Annotated in this window: 7 protein-coding genes and 5 pseudogenes; 6 read left to right on the forward strand and 6 right to left on the reverse strand. The window is 61.9% G+C overall.

Features of this window, described 5'->3' with window-relative positions; all coding sequences use genetic code 11:
- Positions 1 to 2: 2 nt before the first annotated feature.
- Positions 3 to 800, reverse strand: coding sequence for a hydroxymethylpyrimidine/phosphomethylpyrimidine kinase (locus tag JFT80_RS07320; RefSeq protein ID WP_016986138.1), 798 nt, complete (start codon positions 798 to 800; stop codon positions 3 to 5).
- 360 nt (positions 801 to 1,160) lie between these two features.
- On the opposite strand from JFT80_RS07320, the pseudogene JFT80_RS07325 reads away from it, so the two are divergent.
- The 4 genes and pseudogenes from JFT80_RS07325 to JFT80_RS07340 all read left to right on the forward strand — a co-directional run bounded on the left by JFT80_RS07325 (position 1,161) and on the right by JFT80_RS07340 (position 7,558).
- Positions 1,161 to 3,517: pseudogene (locus JFT80_RS07325) on the forward strand (7TM diverse intracellular signaling domain-containing protein).
- A gap of 93 nt (positions 3,518 to 3,610) precedes the next feature.
- A complete protein-coding gene (locus tag JFT80_RS07330; RefSeq protein WP_201147419.1) occupies positions 3,611 to 5,260 on the forward strand; it encodes an acyl-CoA dehydrogenase family protein in 1,650 nt (549 codons plus the stop codon).
- 83 nt (positions 5,261 to 5,343) lie between these two features.
- Positions 5,344 to 6,843, forward strand: a complete 1,500-nt coding sequence (gene amn, locus JFT80_RS07335) for an AMP nucleosidase (protein WP_201147420.1) — start codon at positions 5,344 to 5,346, stop codon at positions 6,841 to 6,843.
- Positions 6,844 to 6,915: 72 nt separating this feature from the next.
- Positions 6,916 to 7,558: pseudogene (locus JFT80_RS07340) on the forward strand (pseudouridine synthase).
- Here the strand turns inward: JFT80_RS07340 and JFT80_RS07345 are convergent.
- Positions 7,553 to 7,762: a DUF2788 domain-containing protein gene (locus JFT80_RS07345; protein ID WP_007909655.1), complete on the reverse strand. Its 210-nt coding sequence runs from the start codon at positions 7,760 to 7,762 to the stop codon at positions 7,553 to 7,555. The pseudogene JFT80_RS07340 and the gene JFT80_RS07345 overlap by 6 nt on opposite strands.
- Positions 7,763 to 7,975: 213 nt before the next feature.
- Positions 7,976 to 8,455 carry an Lrp/AsnC family transcriptional regulator gene (locus JFT80_RS07350; protein ID WP_042561225.1) on the reverse strand — a complete coding sequence of 160 codons (480 nt, stop codon included), beginning with the start codon at positions 8,453 to 8,455 and terminating at the stop codon, positions 7,976 to 7,978.
- Between the two features lie 415 nt (positions 8,456 to 8,870).
- On the opposite strand from JFT80_RS07350, the pseudogene JFT80_RS07355 reads away from it, so the two are divergent.
- Positions 8,871 to 9,941 (forward strand): annotated as a pseudogene (locus JFT80_RS07355) (DUF6515 family protein).
- Here JFT80_RS07355 and JFT80_RS07360 read toward each other — a convergent pair.
- Both JFT80_RS07360 and JFT80_RS07365 read right to left on the reverse strand, forming a co-directional pair.
- Positions 9,926 to 10,831 (reverse strand): cation diffusion facilitator family transporter, encoded by a 906-nt coding sequence (locus JFT80_RS07360; protein WP_201147421.1) that lies wholly within the window; start codon positions 10,829 to 10,831, stop codon positions 9,926 to 9,928. The pseudogene JFT80_RS07355 and the gene JFT80_RS07360 overlap by 16 nt on opposite strands.
- 26 nt (positions 10,832 to 10,857) lie before the next feature.
- On the reverse strand, positions 10,858 to 11,277 hold the full coding sequence (locus JFT80_RS07365; protein WP_201147422.1) for a polyribonucleotide nucleotidyltransferase: 420 nt from the start codon (positions 11,275 to 11,277) through the stop codon (positions 10,858 to 10,860).
- A 109-nt stretch (positions 11,278 to 11,386) separates the two neighbouring features.
- Between JFT80_RS07365 and hrpB the strand changes: the two are divergent.
- A pseudogene (gene hrpB / locus JFT80_RS07370) lies at positions 11,387 to 13,905 on the forward strand (ATP-dependent helicase HrpB).
- Positions 13,906 to 13,982: 77 nt separating this feature from the next.
- Here hrpB and JFT80_RS07375 read toward each other — a convergent pair.
- Positions 13,983 to 14,099 (reverse strand): annotated as a pseudogene (locus JFT80_RS07375) (LysR family transcriptional regulator); the annotation flags it as partial.

The following is a 14,099-nucleotide window of genomic DNA, read 5'->3' on the forward strand; positions in this document are numbered from 1 at the left end:
CGTTACGAGCAAAAATCCAGCGGCAGGCGACGCGGGACGAACTGGCCTTTGCCCAGCTGTTCGGCATCGCGCAGGGTGCGCCAGGTGTAATCCAAAGCACTGCGCACGGCGCTGGCCAAGTGTTCGCCCTGGGCCAGTCGACCGGCGAGGGCGCTGGCCAGGGTGCAGCCGGAGCCGTGATAGCTGCCCGGCAGACGCTGGCAGACAAAGGTTTCACGCAGGCCATCGCGGCTGTACACGCGGTTGTGGATTTCAGTTTCGTCGCCATGGCCGCCGGTGATCAGCAGGTTTTTGACGAACGGCAGGAGTTTTTCAGCGCACTCGTCCGCGGTACCTTCGGGCAGTTCGGCAAGGATGCGGGCTTCAGGGAGGTTAGGCGTGGCAATGATCGACAGTGGCAGCAGACGCTCGCGCATCGCATAGCCGACTTCGTCCTTGCCCAGGCGTCCGCCGCCACCGGCGCGCAGCACTGGGTCGCAGACCACTGGCAAATGCGGGTGCGCCGAAAGCAGTTCGACAACGGTGTCGACCATTTCCAGCGAGCCGAGCATGCCCAGTTTGACCGCGGCGACTTCGGAGTCGTTGAGCACGGCATTGGCCTGAGCCAACACCCACTCACGGTCGAGGACGCGGAAGTCAGTGACGTTGACGGTGTCTTGCACGGTCAGGGCGGTGACGGCCGGAGCCGCATGGCAACCCTGCGCGAGCAGGGCTTCGATATCTGCCTGCAAGCCGGCGCCACCACTTGGGTCGTGGCCGGAGAGACAGAGGACAACAGGGCGGGAGCTGTAGATATTCATGGTGCGCGAGCTTACCACCAAAGCTGATTTTCGGGGGTAGGTGACAGAGCAAGATCAAAAGATCGTCCGAACGCGGCCCGAGCCTTCGGCAGCTCCTACAGTGAACGTATTCCAATGTAGGAGCTGCCGAAGGCTGCGATCTTTTGATCTTCCTGACCAATCTAACAGCTCTAGCCCGCTGCTTTGCTCTGAAACGCCCGTTCTAGAGCCTTTACTGGAAAGATTTCAATGGTGCTCAATGGCCATCAACGGCTATGCTAGTCTGGATCCAAACCAATAACAGGTAATACCGGTTTTACGTCTACTCAAAAGGAATGGGGGGCTTCCTGACACAACCGGACGAGCCACGCTGGGGCTTCAATGCGCTATTTGCTGATGTTGCTGTTCTGCTTGCCCCTCCTGGCGAGCGCCGTCGAATTCGACGAAACCACTCAGAGCCTCCCACTGGGCCGGTCTCTGCAAGTGTTCGAAGACCCAAGCGGTCAGGCGAGCATTGCCGATGTCCGTGCGCAGGCCGCTGCCGGCAATTTCAAAGCCCACGATAATGCCACCCTCAACGCCGGCTATTCGCGTTCAGCGTTCTGGCTGAAAATCGACCTGCACTATCGTCCGAAGAATCCAGCGACGCAAAGAACCTGGCTGCTGGAACTGGCCTATCCGCCCCTCGATCATCTGGATCTGTATTTACCCGACGCTGCGGGCGACTATCACCTGATCCGTCAGACCGGCGACGCGTTGCCGTTCGCCAGCCGCGAGATTCGCCAGAACAATTACCTGTTCGACCTGGCCTTCGAGCCCGATCAACGACAAACCGTGTACCTGCGACTGGCCAGCGAAGGTTCGATCCAGGCGCCGGTCACCTTGTGGTCGAGCACTGCCTACCTCGAAGATCAACCGGTGCGCCTATACGTACTGGGCATCATCTATGGCGTGTTGTTGGGGATGCTGGTTTACAACCTCTTCATCTACCTCAGCGTGCGCGACACCAGCTACCTCTATTACATCTTCTATATCGCCTCATTCGGCTTCTATCAACTGTCGGTAAATGGCGCGGCGGCCGAGTATTTCTGGCCGAACAATCCGTGGTGGACCAACGCCTCCACGCCATTCTTCATCGGTTGCGCCGGTTTGTTCGGCAGCCAGTTCGCGCGCAGTTTCCTCCAGACCAGAACCCACAGCCGCGGGCTCGACCGCTTGCTGATCGGCTTGATTGCCTTTGGCGCACTGGTCATCGGCCTGTCACTGATGACCAGTTACGCCCTGGCCCTGCGTTTGGCGACGACGTTGGCGCTGACCTTCACCGTGGTGATCTTCGCGGCCGGGATTATCGCCTGGTGGCGTGGCTTGCGTGTGGCGCGCTACTTCATCATCGCCTGGTCGGCGTTTTTGCTTGGCGGCGTCATCAACACACTGATGGTCCTGGGTTACCTGCCAAACGTATTCCTGACCATGTACGCCAGCCAGATCGGTTCGGCCATTGAAGTGGCATTGCTCTCGCTGGCGTTGGCTGACCGCATCAACGCCATGCGCGAACAACAGGCGCAGACGCTTTACGACGCTGGGCAAAAACTCGAAGTGCTCAACCAGCAACTGGCGCACAGCAACAAGCTCAAGGACGAATTCCTCGCGACCCTGACCCACGAACTGCGCACGCCGATGAACGGTGTGATCGGTTCGCTGGAATTGATGCAGACCGTCGAGTTGGACTCGGAGCTGGAGCAATATCACCAGACTGCCGCCGGTTCGGCGCGCGACATGATGCGCATGGTCAACGGCATCCTCACGTTGACCGAGTTGCAGGCCGGCAGGCTTACGGCCAGCGCGGCGACGTTCAGTCTGCGCAGCGTGATCGAAGCCTTGCGCGTGCAGTTCGAGAGCAATGCCCTGAGCAAGTCGCTGGACTTCAAGGTGGACGTGACACCCGGCCTTCCAGACCGCCTGCACGGTGACAGCGCCAAGCTGATGCAATGCCTGGAATGCCTGCTGGACAATGCGATCAAGTTCACCCGGGTCGGTGGGCTGGCGCTGCGCGTCACAGGCAAACCTGCGCAACCTGGAAGAATGGCGCTGTGTTTTGCGGTGATTGATACCGGTATCGGTTTTACCGACCTGGGGGAGGCGACCATGTATCAGCGCTTCTTCCAGCTCGATGGCTCAATGACCCGCGAGTATGGCGGGCTGGGCGTGGGTCTGGCCATTTGTCGGCAGCTGGTCGAGTTGCTTGGGGGCGACTGACGCACCGCTCCGAGCCAGGTCGCGGCAGTCGTTTCCAGCTGGACGTCGAATTTGAACTGTCAATAACGCAATCCCCGCCCCGCACTTCACAGCATTACTCGCGCCTGCGCCAGCCGCGAGATTGCAAGGTGCTGCTGGTGGACGGGAACACCGTCAACCAACTGGTTATCCGCGGCATGCTGCTCAAGCTCGGGTACCAGGTGCGCACGGCCGACAGCGGGTCGGCGGCACTCGATTACCTGCAGCGGGAGGCGTTTGATGCGGTATTGCTCGACTGCCAATTGCCGCCATTCAACGGCATGCCTGTCAGTAGCCAGATCCGTACGCTGGCGGGCTGCGCCGAGCTTGCGGTCTTCATGATTGCCTTGAGCATCGATCGCGAGCACTGCACCGGCGCCAGTTTCATCGACTACTTGAGCAAGCCGGTGAAATTCGAAGATTTGCAGTCAGCCCTTGAGCGCCGGGTGCTGTGCTGCGCATAGGGTAAATGCGCCGCCAATTCGGCAGGTATGACACTTTGATCGTTCTGAGGGCAGTGCTTAACTGACTTTCTGGCCGACAGAGGAGCCCGTGTCATGAACCTGCATCAGTTCGCCGAAACCCACGAAGTCACCAACCAGCCACCGTCGCTGGACGGCACCAACCTGTATCGCATCGACCTGCCTTTGCAGGAATGGTCGCGCCGGTTCGGTGCCGGTTGGGCCGAGTCGCGGATCGATGCGTACGGTGCGCTCGCCGGCGGGCCACTGATGGCCGCCGGGTTCCTCGCCAATCAGAACAAACCGGTATTCACCAGCCATGACCGCTATGGCCATCGCATCGATCTGGTGGAATTTCATCCGGCCTATCACGAACTGATGCGCACGGCGATTGAACACGGCCTGACTTCGCTGCCATGGACACATCCCCAGGATGGCGCCCACGTCGCACGCGCCTCGATGAGCTATCTGCACAGTCAGGCCGAGGCTGGCAGCGGTTGTCCGTTGACCATGACCTTCGCCAGCGTGCCGGCCCTGCGTTTGCAGCCGAACCTGGCCGAGCAGTGGCTGCCGAAAGTCCTCGCCAGCGAATACGACCCGCGTAACGTCGGCATGGCGCACAAGGCCGGTGTGACTATCGGCATGGCCATGACCGAAAAACAGGGCGGTACCGACGTCCGAGCCAACACCACCAAAGCGTATCCGGTGGGCGCCAGTGGCCCGGGCGAGGCTTATGAATTGGTGGGTCACAAGTGGTTCTGCTCGGCGCCAATGTGCGATGCCTTCCTGACGCTGGCGCAGACCGACAAGGGCCTGACCTGCTTCCTGTTGCCGCGTCATCGCCCGGATGACACGCGCAATCAGTTCTACATCCAGCGCCTGAAAAACAAACTCGGCAACCAGTCCAATGCTTCCAGCGAAGTGGAGTTCCGTGGCGCGCTGGCATGGATGGTCGGTGAAGAGGGCCGCGGCGTGCCGACCATCATCGAGATGGTGGCGATGACCCGGTTCGATTGCATGGTCGGCTCCAGCGCACTGATGCGTCAGGCACTGACCCAAGCCAGCCATCACTGCGCGCACCGCAAAGTCGGCGGCAAAGTGCTCAGCGAACAGCCGTTGATGCAAAACGTGCTGGCCGATCTGGCGCTGGAAAGCGAAGCCGCGCTGGCCCTGAGCTTGCGCATGGGCAAAGCGCTGGATCATCTGGATGATCGCCACGAAGCGCAGTTTGCGCGGCTGGTGACGGCGGGGGGCAAATACTGGATCTGCAAACGTGCGCCGGGGATGATCAACGAAGCGGCCGAATGCATGGGCGGCGCGGGGTATGTGGAGGACAGCATCCTGCCGCGCCTGTACCGCGAGGCACCGGTTAACTCGACGTGGGAAGGCTCGGGCAACGTGCAGTGTCTGGATGTGCTGCGCGCGCTGTCGAAAGAACCGGGTGTGCTCGATGTGTTGTTCAGTGAATTGGGCGATGGTCATGGCGACAAACGTCTGGCCGCTCATATCCAGCAGTTGCAGGCGCAGTTCAAGGATACGAGCGATATCCAGTACCGAGCCCGCCAGCTCACCGAGGACATCGCCCTGGGTTTGCAGGCCAGGTTGTTGCTGGAGGCGGGTAATGCTGCCGTCAGTGATGCGTTCATCGCCAGCCGACTCGGCTCGAACGGCCGCGTGTATGGTGCGCTGCCACGCGGCCTGGAGGTAGAAGCGATCGTCGCCCGATCAACCCCGCAGATGATTTGAAGGGCAAAAGATCGTCCGAACGCGGCCCGGGCCTTCGGACGATCTTTTTTTCACTGTTCCCGTGACGCCACGATGCAGGCAAGATGAAGCTCTGCAAGTCAGAACACAGGAAGCTGATCGTGACCGAAGCGTTTATTGTCGTTGAAACCGCCGAACAAGCCGTGGACCGTCTGGCCGAGCTGCATGAGCGGGCCACCACTGCGCTGAACTCGGCGCTCAAGCGTTACCTCAAGGATCGCGTCGAGCCTGACGCCGAACAGCGTGCGCTGTTCCGTTATCCCGAACTGCGTCTGACCTATCTTTGCCAGGGCGAAGTCCCGCAGACCACCCGCGCTTACGCCAAGGTGCAATTGCCGGGCACTTACAGCGTCACCGTCACCCACCCGGCGGCGTTTCGCAAATACCTGCTCGAACAACTGGTGCCATTGATGCACGACTTCACCGTGACGGTGGAAGTCGGCGTCAGCCAGCAAAACATTCCGTATCCGTACGTGGTCGAGCAGGGCGATGAACTGGCCGGCTCCGGCGTCACCGCTGCGGTGCTGGCGCGCGTGTTCCCGAGTACTGACCTGTCTGCTGCCACCGATGGCATCGCCGACGGCCTCTACGATTGGGAAAACACCGATCCGCTGCCGCTGGCGCTGTTCGACGCCGCGCGCGTGGATTTCTCGCTGCGTCGCCTGGTGCACTACACCGGCAGCGACTGGCGCCATGTGCAGCCGTGGATTCTGCTGACCAACTATCACCGCTACGTCGACCAATTTATCGTCCATGGTCTGGAGCAATTGCGCAGCGATCCGCGTTTCGTGCGCATGGTCTTGCCGGGCAACGTGATCATCGAAAAGAGCATGGATCACGGCGAAGCGTCGGCGATTGCTGCCGGTGTGGTCTGGCACCGTTATCAGATGCCGGCCTATCACCTGATCGCCAGCGACGGCCACGGTGTGACGCTGGTGAATATCGGCGTCGGCCCGTCCAACGCGAAAAACATCACCGACCATTTGGCGGTGCTGCGTCCGCATTGCTGGCTGATGATTGGTCATTGCGGCGGCCTGCGTCAGTCGCAGACCATCGGCGATTACGTGTTGGCGCATGCTTACATGCGTCGCGACGGCATTCTCGACCGCGTGGTGCCGCCGAATATCCCGATCCCGGCGTTGGCCGAAGTGCAGATGGCCTTGCAGCAGGCGGCTGCCAACATCACTGGCGAGAAGGGCGACGAGCTGAAGAAGCGCCTGCGCACCGGCACCGTGCTGACCTACGACGACCGTAACTGGGAACTGCGCTGGGCCCAGGAGCGTCCGCTGATCAACCTGTCCCGCGCCGTGGCGGTGGACATGGAAAGCGGCACCATTGCCGCCCAGGGCTATCGCTTGCGCGTACCGTACGGCACGTTGCTGTGCGTTTCCGACAAGCCGCTGCACAGTGAAATCAAGCTGCCGGGCTCGGCGAACGCGTTCTACGAGCGTGCGGTCAGCCAGCACTTGAAGATTGGCATCGAAGCGGTGGACCTGTTGCGCACGGAACTCAACTCGCTGCACTCGCGCAAACTGCGCAGCTTCGACGAGCCGCCGTTCCGCTGATTGTTCTCATGGTCATTTGGCGGTCAGGGCACTCAGCATTAGCAGCCCTGACCGTTAGATGTTCTCTTCGCCATGTCCCGTCCCCCACGTCCTGCTTCCCGCCGCCCCGGTGCGAACCTTGCGCCATCCGCCTCGGCCCCGCGCCGGGTCGCCAAAGCGCCGCCTGCCGAACCCCGGCTGATCCTGTTCAACAAGCCCTTCGATGTGCTGACGCAATTCAGCGACGAAGGAGGGCGGGCGACGCTCAAGGATTACATCGATGTGCCCGGCATCTACCCGGCAGGACGTCTGGATCGCGACAGCGAAGGCTTGCTGTTGCTGACCAATGACGGACAGCTGCAGGCGCGCATCGCCGACCCGAAACACAAGCTGGCCAAGACCTACTGGGTGCAAGTGGAAGGCGAGCCGAACGCTGTGCAGCTGCAGCGCTTGCGCGACGGCGTCGAGCTCAATGACGGCATGACCTTGCCCGCCGAGGCGCGGCAGCTGGAAGAGCCGCAGCTTTGGCCGCGCAATCCTCCCGTGCGTTTTCGCAAGAGTGTGCCCACCAGTTGGCTGGAACTGGTGATTCGCGAAGGGCCGCAACCGCCAGGTGCGGCGCATGACGGCTGCCGTGGGTTTGCCGACCTTGCGACTTGTCCGGGTGAGGATTGGCGACTGGACGATCGAAGGACTCGATCAGGGCCAGTGGAAAGAAGTGCCGGCGCGCTTATAGAGCGCCGGATTCGATCAGGCCGATCACCACGCTCTTGATGATGAACGCGGCCACGCCCAGGCCCAGCACGAAGAACAGAATGAACGAGCCAAAGCGCCCGGCCTTGGACTTCTTCGCCAGATCCCAGACGATGAAACCCATGAAAATGATCAGGATGCTGACCAGGCCGGTCATCATCCATTCTTCTAATAGTGCTGGATCCATTGGGTTTCTCCGACGCGCGCGGGGCTAAAAGGGCGCGGCGAGTATACGCCACGCAAGGTTCGCGCAGCATTGACCTGCGTCGGTGTGCCGCAGTCATTGGTCGCCTTCGCCGGCCCTATCGCTGGCAAGCCAGCTCCCACAGGTTTTGTGGTCGATCACAATCTTGTGTTCAACACAAAACCTGTGGGAGCTGGCTTGCCAGCGATGGCGTCATCAGCTGCGAAGATGAGTCAGCGGCAGTTCGGTGCTGTTGAGCACCTGATTGAGCACAAAACTCGAGCGCACGCTGGTCACGCCATCGATGCGCGTAAGGTGGCCAAGCAGCAGCTTTTGATAGTGATCCATGTCCGGCACCACCACTTTCAACTGATAGTCAGCGTCGACGCCAGTCACCAGACTGCACTCCAACACCTGCGGCAATGTGCGAATCGCCGCTTCGAAATTCTCGAAACGCTCTGGCGTGTGCCGATCCATGCCGATCAGCACGTACGCGGTCAGGCTCAGACCGAGCATTTTGCGATCCAGCAAAGCCACTTGGCGCGAGATATAGCCGTCGTCTTCCAATTGCTTGACCCGGCGCGAGCACGGCGATGGCGACAGACCGATGCGCTCGGCCAGTTCCTGGTTGGAGATGCGGGCGTCGCGCTGCAATTCCGCCAAAATGCTCAGGTCGTAACGGTCGAGTTTGCTCATCAATCTGTCCTTGGTTGTAACTATTGCGGCGGATTATCTATCCAGGGTTAAAAATTGCGCAAGTGGTGTTTATTTCAGCAATCTTCGCAATCATCTGTCGCGGCCTCGGGCCTATTCTTATCACCAGAATCACTGCTCGGTAAAACAGTCCACTGCAGCTCGCCCAATCAGGTCAGCTGCGGCCGCCACCCCCACCGGGGATGTGCCGGCCTCCGAGCTGCACACTGTCCACAAGACGGCGTGAGGTGAGCCGACGTCAAAAGCGTCGAGCCAGGACGAAGTTCTCTAAGGGGAGGCCGACGGGTCTCCCCTTTTTATGCCTGCGAAAAATACTGCGCGACTGATAACCTGTTGCAGAACCGGCCTGTGCTTTCCCAGTCTTATGTACAAGCCCTGAGCTCCTGTGAGGAAAAGCATGAAGTCGCGCATCCGGCGTTTGGCCGGTGTTGGTTTACTGTGCATCAGCGTCACGACCCAGGCGCTGGCTGACGAGCCGCAAAATCGGGGGCCTGGTGGTGGCCCGCAAGGTGATGCTCGCCAGGGCAATAATCCGGGGCGCGGTGGCAACGATCATTCGCAACGCCCGCAGAATGCGCCCAACAGCAGAGTAATCAGCCCCGTGGGCAGGGCAACGACATCATTCGCGGTGACAACAGTCGACAGTTCGAGCAGAACGGACCGACAATCGCAACAGGGCAAAGTCGCCCGCCACCGGACTACAACCAGCCCGGTGCGACCACCGCCGCCTCCACCCCAGTTACCCGCCAATGACCTGCCGATCCAGGGTCGCCCCGACAGCGTGCGCCAGACCCAGCAACCTCAGCGGGGCTATTATCAGGATGAGCCACGGCGCAACGATGCTACACCCGCATTGGCAAGTCGGCGGGCCGGGGCGCGTCGCCGATGACCATCGTAATGACAATCGCTGGCCCGGTCGCCCGCACTGGGCACGGTAATGGCTGGGGACCTGGGCCGCAGTATCGTCCAGGGCATGTGATCGACCGCTTCCCGGACCGTGATTATCGTGTGCCCTACGGTGGCCAGCGATTACTTCTACTCGGGCGGCTACTGGTACCGTCCACAGGGGCCACGTTATGTGGTGGTGCAACCGCCGCGCGGGATCCGGGTGGGCTACCTGCCCGATTACGCACGCGAGGTGTGGATCGGCGGTTCGCTGCTGTTCCTGGCGGCCGGTTCGTACTATGCCTATCAGGAAAGCACCCGGGATTACGTGGTGGTCGAGCCACCGGGACAACCGCTGCCACAGTCGGCCAGCAACGGCTACGACGTTGAAGCTTACCCGGCCAATGGACAGTCGCCGGAGCAGGTCAATCAGGACGGCTACGACTGCTACCGCTATGCAGTCGAGCAGAGTGGTTTCGATCCACGTGCCGACACTTATCAGCCGGACCCCTCGGTGGTGCAGATCTACCGGCAGGCCCAGGGCAACTGCCTTGGCAGTCGCGGTTATCAGGTCAAATTCTGAGCGCGGGCCGCTTGCACCACTTCTTGCGGGTCAGCGTGCACCAGCACTTCGGCCCGTGGGTAGGCTTTGTGAATGGCATCGGCGGCCTGATCGCTGATGCCGTGCGCCACTGACAGGGTCAATTCTCCCGGCAACTCCAGGTGCAACTGCACGAACCAGTGGTTGCCGGAAATCCGCGTGCGCAAGTCATGCGCGCCCAACACCCCCGGTACACTGCACGCCAGTTCGAGCATGTGCTGACTGACATCGGTCGGCAGTTCTTCATCCATCAACACCGAAAAACTTTCCCGGGCGATCTGCACCGCGCTCCACAGAATGTAGGCAGCAATCCCCAGACCGAACCACGCATCAAGCTGATGAAAGCCGAGCCCGGCCAAAATCAGAGCAATCAGAATGCTGCCGTTGAGCAACATGTCCGAGCGATAGTGCAGCGAATCCGCGCGCACCGCGTTGGAGCCGGTCTGCTTGATCACCCGATGCTGCAATACCAGCAGCGCCGCTGTCAGCAGCAGCGAAAACACGATCACCCCGATGCTCAGCCACGGCGCGCCAAGCGGTTGTGGATCGTGCAGTCGCTCGTAAGCCTGAAATGCGATCAACACCGCACTGCCGCCAATGAACAGGGCCTGCGCCATGCCCGCGAGGGACTCGGCTTTGCCGTGACCGTAACGGTGATCGTCATCGGCCGGGCGCAGCGCGTAATGCACCGCCAGCAGATTGAGCATCGAGGTAATGCCATCGAGCGCCGAGTCGGTGAGGCCGGCGAGCATGCTCACCGAACCGCTCAGCCACCAGGCGATGGCTTTGGCGACGATCAGCGTGCAGGCCACCGCCACCGAGGCACGGGTCGCCAGCCGCAGCAGGCGGGCGTGTTCGGAGCTTGAGATCATAGGTGCGGCGGTTCCTTGCAACAGGTTTATGCAGCGGGTTGCAGGCCGAACATGGCCAACTGCTGGGTGCTGCCCTTGTGCTGGATCAGGCGTGGATCATCCAGCGGGAAGCTGCGGCCCAGTTCGGTTTCCAGGATGGTCTGCAATTTGCCGTTGTCGACCTTGCCGTCGGCGCCAATCGCTTCCTGGAGTTTTTCAGGAGCCACTTGGGCGGTCTTCCCGGGTTCGAAATAGATCGCGCCAGTGGCGAAGTCGACGGCAAACGCGATCAAGCCGGGAATGATGTAGAAGAGCAGGCCCACGGCATCCAGCACGGCAATCGCCGGGTCGACCTTGCCATCAATCTGGCCGCGCCGATCCGGGTAGAAAATCGAACCGCACGCGGTGATTTGGGTGAGCAGAGTAGCGACCAGCACACCGCCGATCAGGCGAAAAGGTAAACGCATGGGAAATCTCCTCAGTCATTTGAAAACGAAGCGTCGTCATTTGGAATTAAGACCCTGACGAACGCCCGGCAGTTCGCCGTTATACTCGGCCCTCTGTTTTGGAGCCAGCATGAATTCTTTGCCGATCGACGACGTTTTACCCGCCCTGCGTGAAGCCTTGGCGACACGCCACGAAGCCGTGCTCGAAGCACCGCCCGGTGCCGGTAAAACCACCCGCGTGCCGCTGGCCCTGCTCAATGAGGCATGGCTGGACGGGCAAACCATTCTGATGCTCGAACCGCGTCGCCTGGCTGCGCGTGCGGCGGCGGAGCGCTTGGCCAGCGAGTTGGGCGAGAAGGTCGGCGAAACCGTCGGTTATCGCATTCGTCTCGACAGCAAGGTCGGCCCCAAGACGCGCATCGAAGTGGTCACCGAAGGCATTCTCACCCGCCGTTTGCAGGATGACCCGGCGCTCGAAGGCGTGGGTTTGCTGATCTTCGACGAATTCCACGAGCGCAGCCTCGACGCTGATCTGGCGTTGGCCTTAAGTCTGAACGGTCGTGAGCTGTTCCGGGAAGACCAGCCGCTGAAAATCCTGCTGATGTCGGCCACCCTCGAAGGCGAGCGCCTGGCCGGGTTGCTCGATGATGCGCCGATACTGCGCAGCGATGGGCGCATGTACCCGGTGGCGATGCGCTGGGGCAGGCCGTTCCAGGCGGGTGAATTCATCGAACCGAGACTGGTGCAGACAATACTTGAAGCCTTGAACGATGAAGCCGGCAGCGTTCTGGTGTTCCTGCCCGGGCAGGCGGAAATTCGGCGGGTGCATCAACAGCTGGCCGATGCGCTGGGCGACAGTTCCCAGGTTCTGCTCTGCCCGCTGCACGGCGAGCTGGACCTTGGCGCCCAGCGCGCGGCTATTGAGCCGGCTCCTGCGGGCAAGCGCAAAGTAGTGCTGGCCACCAACATCGCCGAGACCAGCCTGACCATCGACGGTGTGCGTGTGGTGATCGATGCCGGGCTGGCGCGGGTGCCGCGCTTCGACCCCGGCAGTGGCATGACCCGCCTCGACACCCAGCGAATTTCCCGTGCCAGTGCCACCCAGCGTGCGGGCCGGGCCGGGCGCCTGGAGCCGGGGTGTGTTATCGCCTGTGGTCCCAGGATCAGCACGAACAGCTGGCGGCCTATGCCAGTGCGGAAATCCTCTCGGCTGACCTTGCCAGCCTGGCCTTGCAACTCGGTCGCTGGGGTGTAACGCCCGGGCAACTGGTCTGGCTCGACATCCCGCCGGCCGCCGCTTATGCGCAGGCGCAGGATCTGCTGCAACGCCTGGGCGCTCTGGATGGCGAGACGCTGACCCGCCACGGCCAGGCCATGGCCGAGCTGCCGGCGCATCCACGTATTGGTCATTTACTGTTGCGCGGCCAGGACCTGGGGTTGGCAGATATGGCCTGCGACGTCGCGGCTCTGCTGGGGGAGCGCGATATCCTGCGCGGCGCCGGTGCCGATCTGCATAGCCGGTTGGTCCTGTTGTCCGGCGCGGAACGCCCCGCGCGTGGCGCCCAGGGCGGCGTCCAGCGTGCGCGGCAACTGGCACGGCAGTATCGCGGCTACCTGCGGGGCAAGGCGACGCAGGCGGTCAGTGATCCCGAACATCCACGCTGGCTGGGCGCGCTGTTAGCGCTGGCCTATCCCGACCGCGTGGCGCAGCAACGCCGTGCCGGTGGCGCCGAGTATCGCCTGGCCAACGGCCGGGCGGCGCTGTTCGCCGAAGCGGACAGCCTGATGAAGCAAGCGTGGCTGGTGATTGCCGACCTGGGCAGTCGCCAGGGCCAGCGAGAGGAACGGATTTACCTGGCGACGGATTTTGATCCGGCGCTGTTCGACTCCGTGCTGTGCGAGCAGGTGCGCCTAGTCGACCAGCTTGACTGGGATGAGCGCGAGGGCGTGTTGCGCGCCGAGCGCCAACGCAAGGTTGGGGAACTGATCCTCAGCCGCGAGCCGTTGACCGGCCTGGATGAAAGCGCCCGGAGTCAGGCGCTGGTCAATCTGGTGCGGCGCAAGGGCCTGGAGCTATTGCCGTGGACCCCGGAGCTGCGCCAGTGGCAAGCGCGAGTGGCGCTGTTGCGCCAGCTGGATCTGGCGGGGAAGGGCCAGAGCGAATGGCCGGACGTCAGCGACGCCGCGTTGCTAAAAAGCCTTGAACACTGGCTGATGCCGTATCTGGGCAAGGTTTCGCGGCTGAGCCATTTCAGCAACCTGGACCTGTCGAGCATCGTCCACAACCTGTTGCCCTGGCCGCTGCCGCAACGCCTGGACGAGCAGGCGCCGCATCACCTGAGCGTGCCGTCGGGCTCTTCGATCCGCCTGGATTACAGCGAGCAGCCACCGATCCTGGCGGTACGCTTGCAGGAACTGTTCGGCCTGTCTGACACCCCGCGCATCGCCGGCGGCAGGCAGGTGGTGAAACTGCACCTGCTATCCCCGGCGCGCCGGCCGGTGCAGGTGACCCAGGACCTGGCGAACTTCTGGCGCAGTACCTACGCCGAGGTGAAGAAGGACTTGAAAGGACGATACCCCAAGCATTACTGGCCGGATGATCCGTTGGTGGCAGAGGCGACAGCGCGCATAAAACCGCGCAAAAGCTGAAGATCAACAGATCGCAGGCTATGCCAGCGCCTACGTTGGCTCGCATTCAAATGCAGGAGCCTGCGATCTTTTGACGGTCAAGCGGCCGCCTTGGCCGTCAGCTGCTCCCGACAGTAATCGGCAAACAATTGCGCCGGCTTGGTCAACTGGCCGCGCTTTAACCACGCCGCCACCAGCCCGGAGCCGGTGACTGC

Origin of the sequence: Pseudomonas sp. TH10 (assembly GCF_016651255.1) — a bacterium.
Taxonomy (GTDB): domain Bacteria; phylum Pseudomonadota; class Gammaproteobacteria; order Pseudomonadales; family Pseudomonadaceae; genus Aquipseudomonas.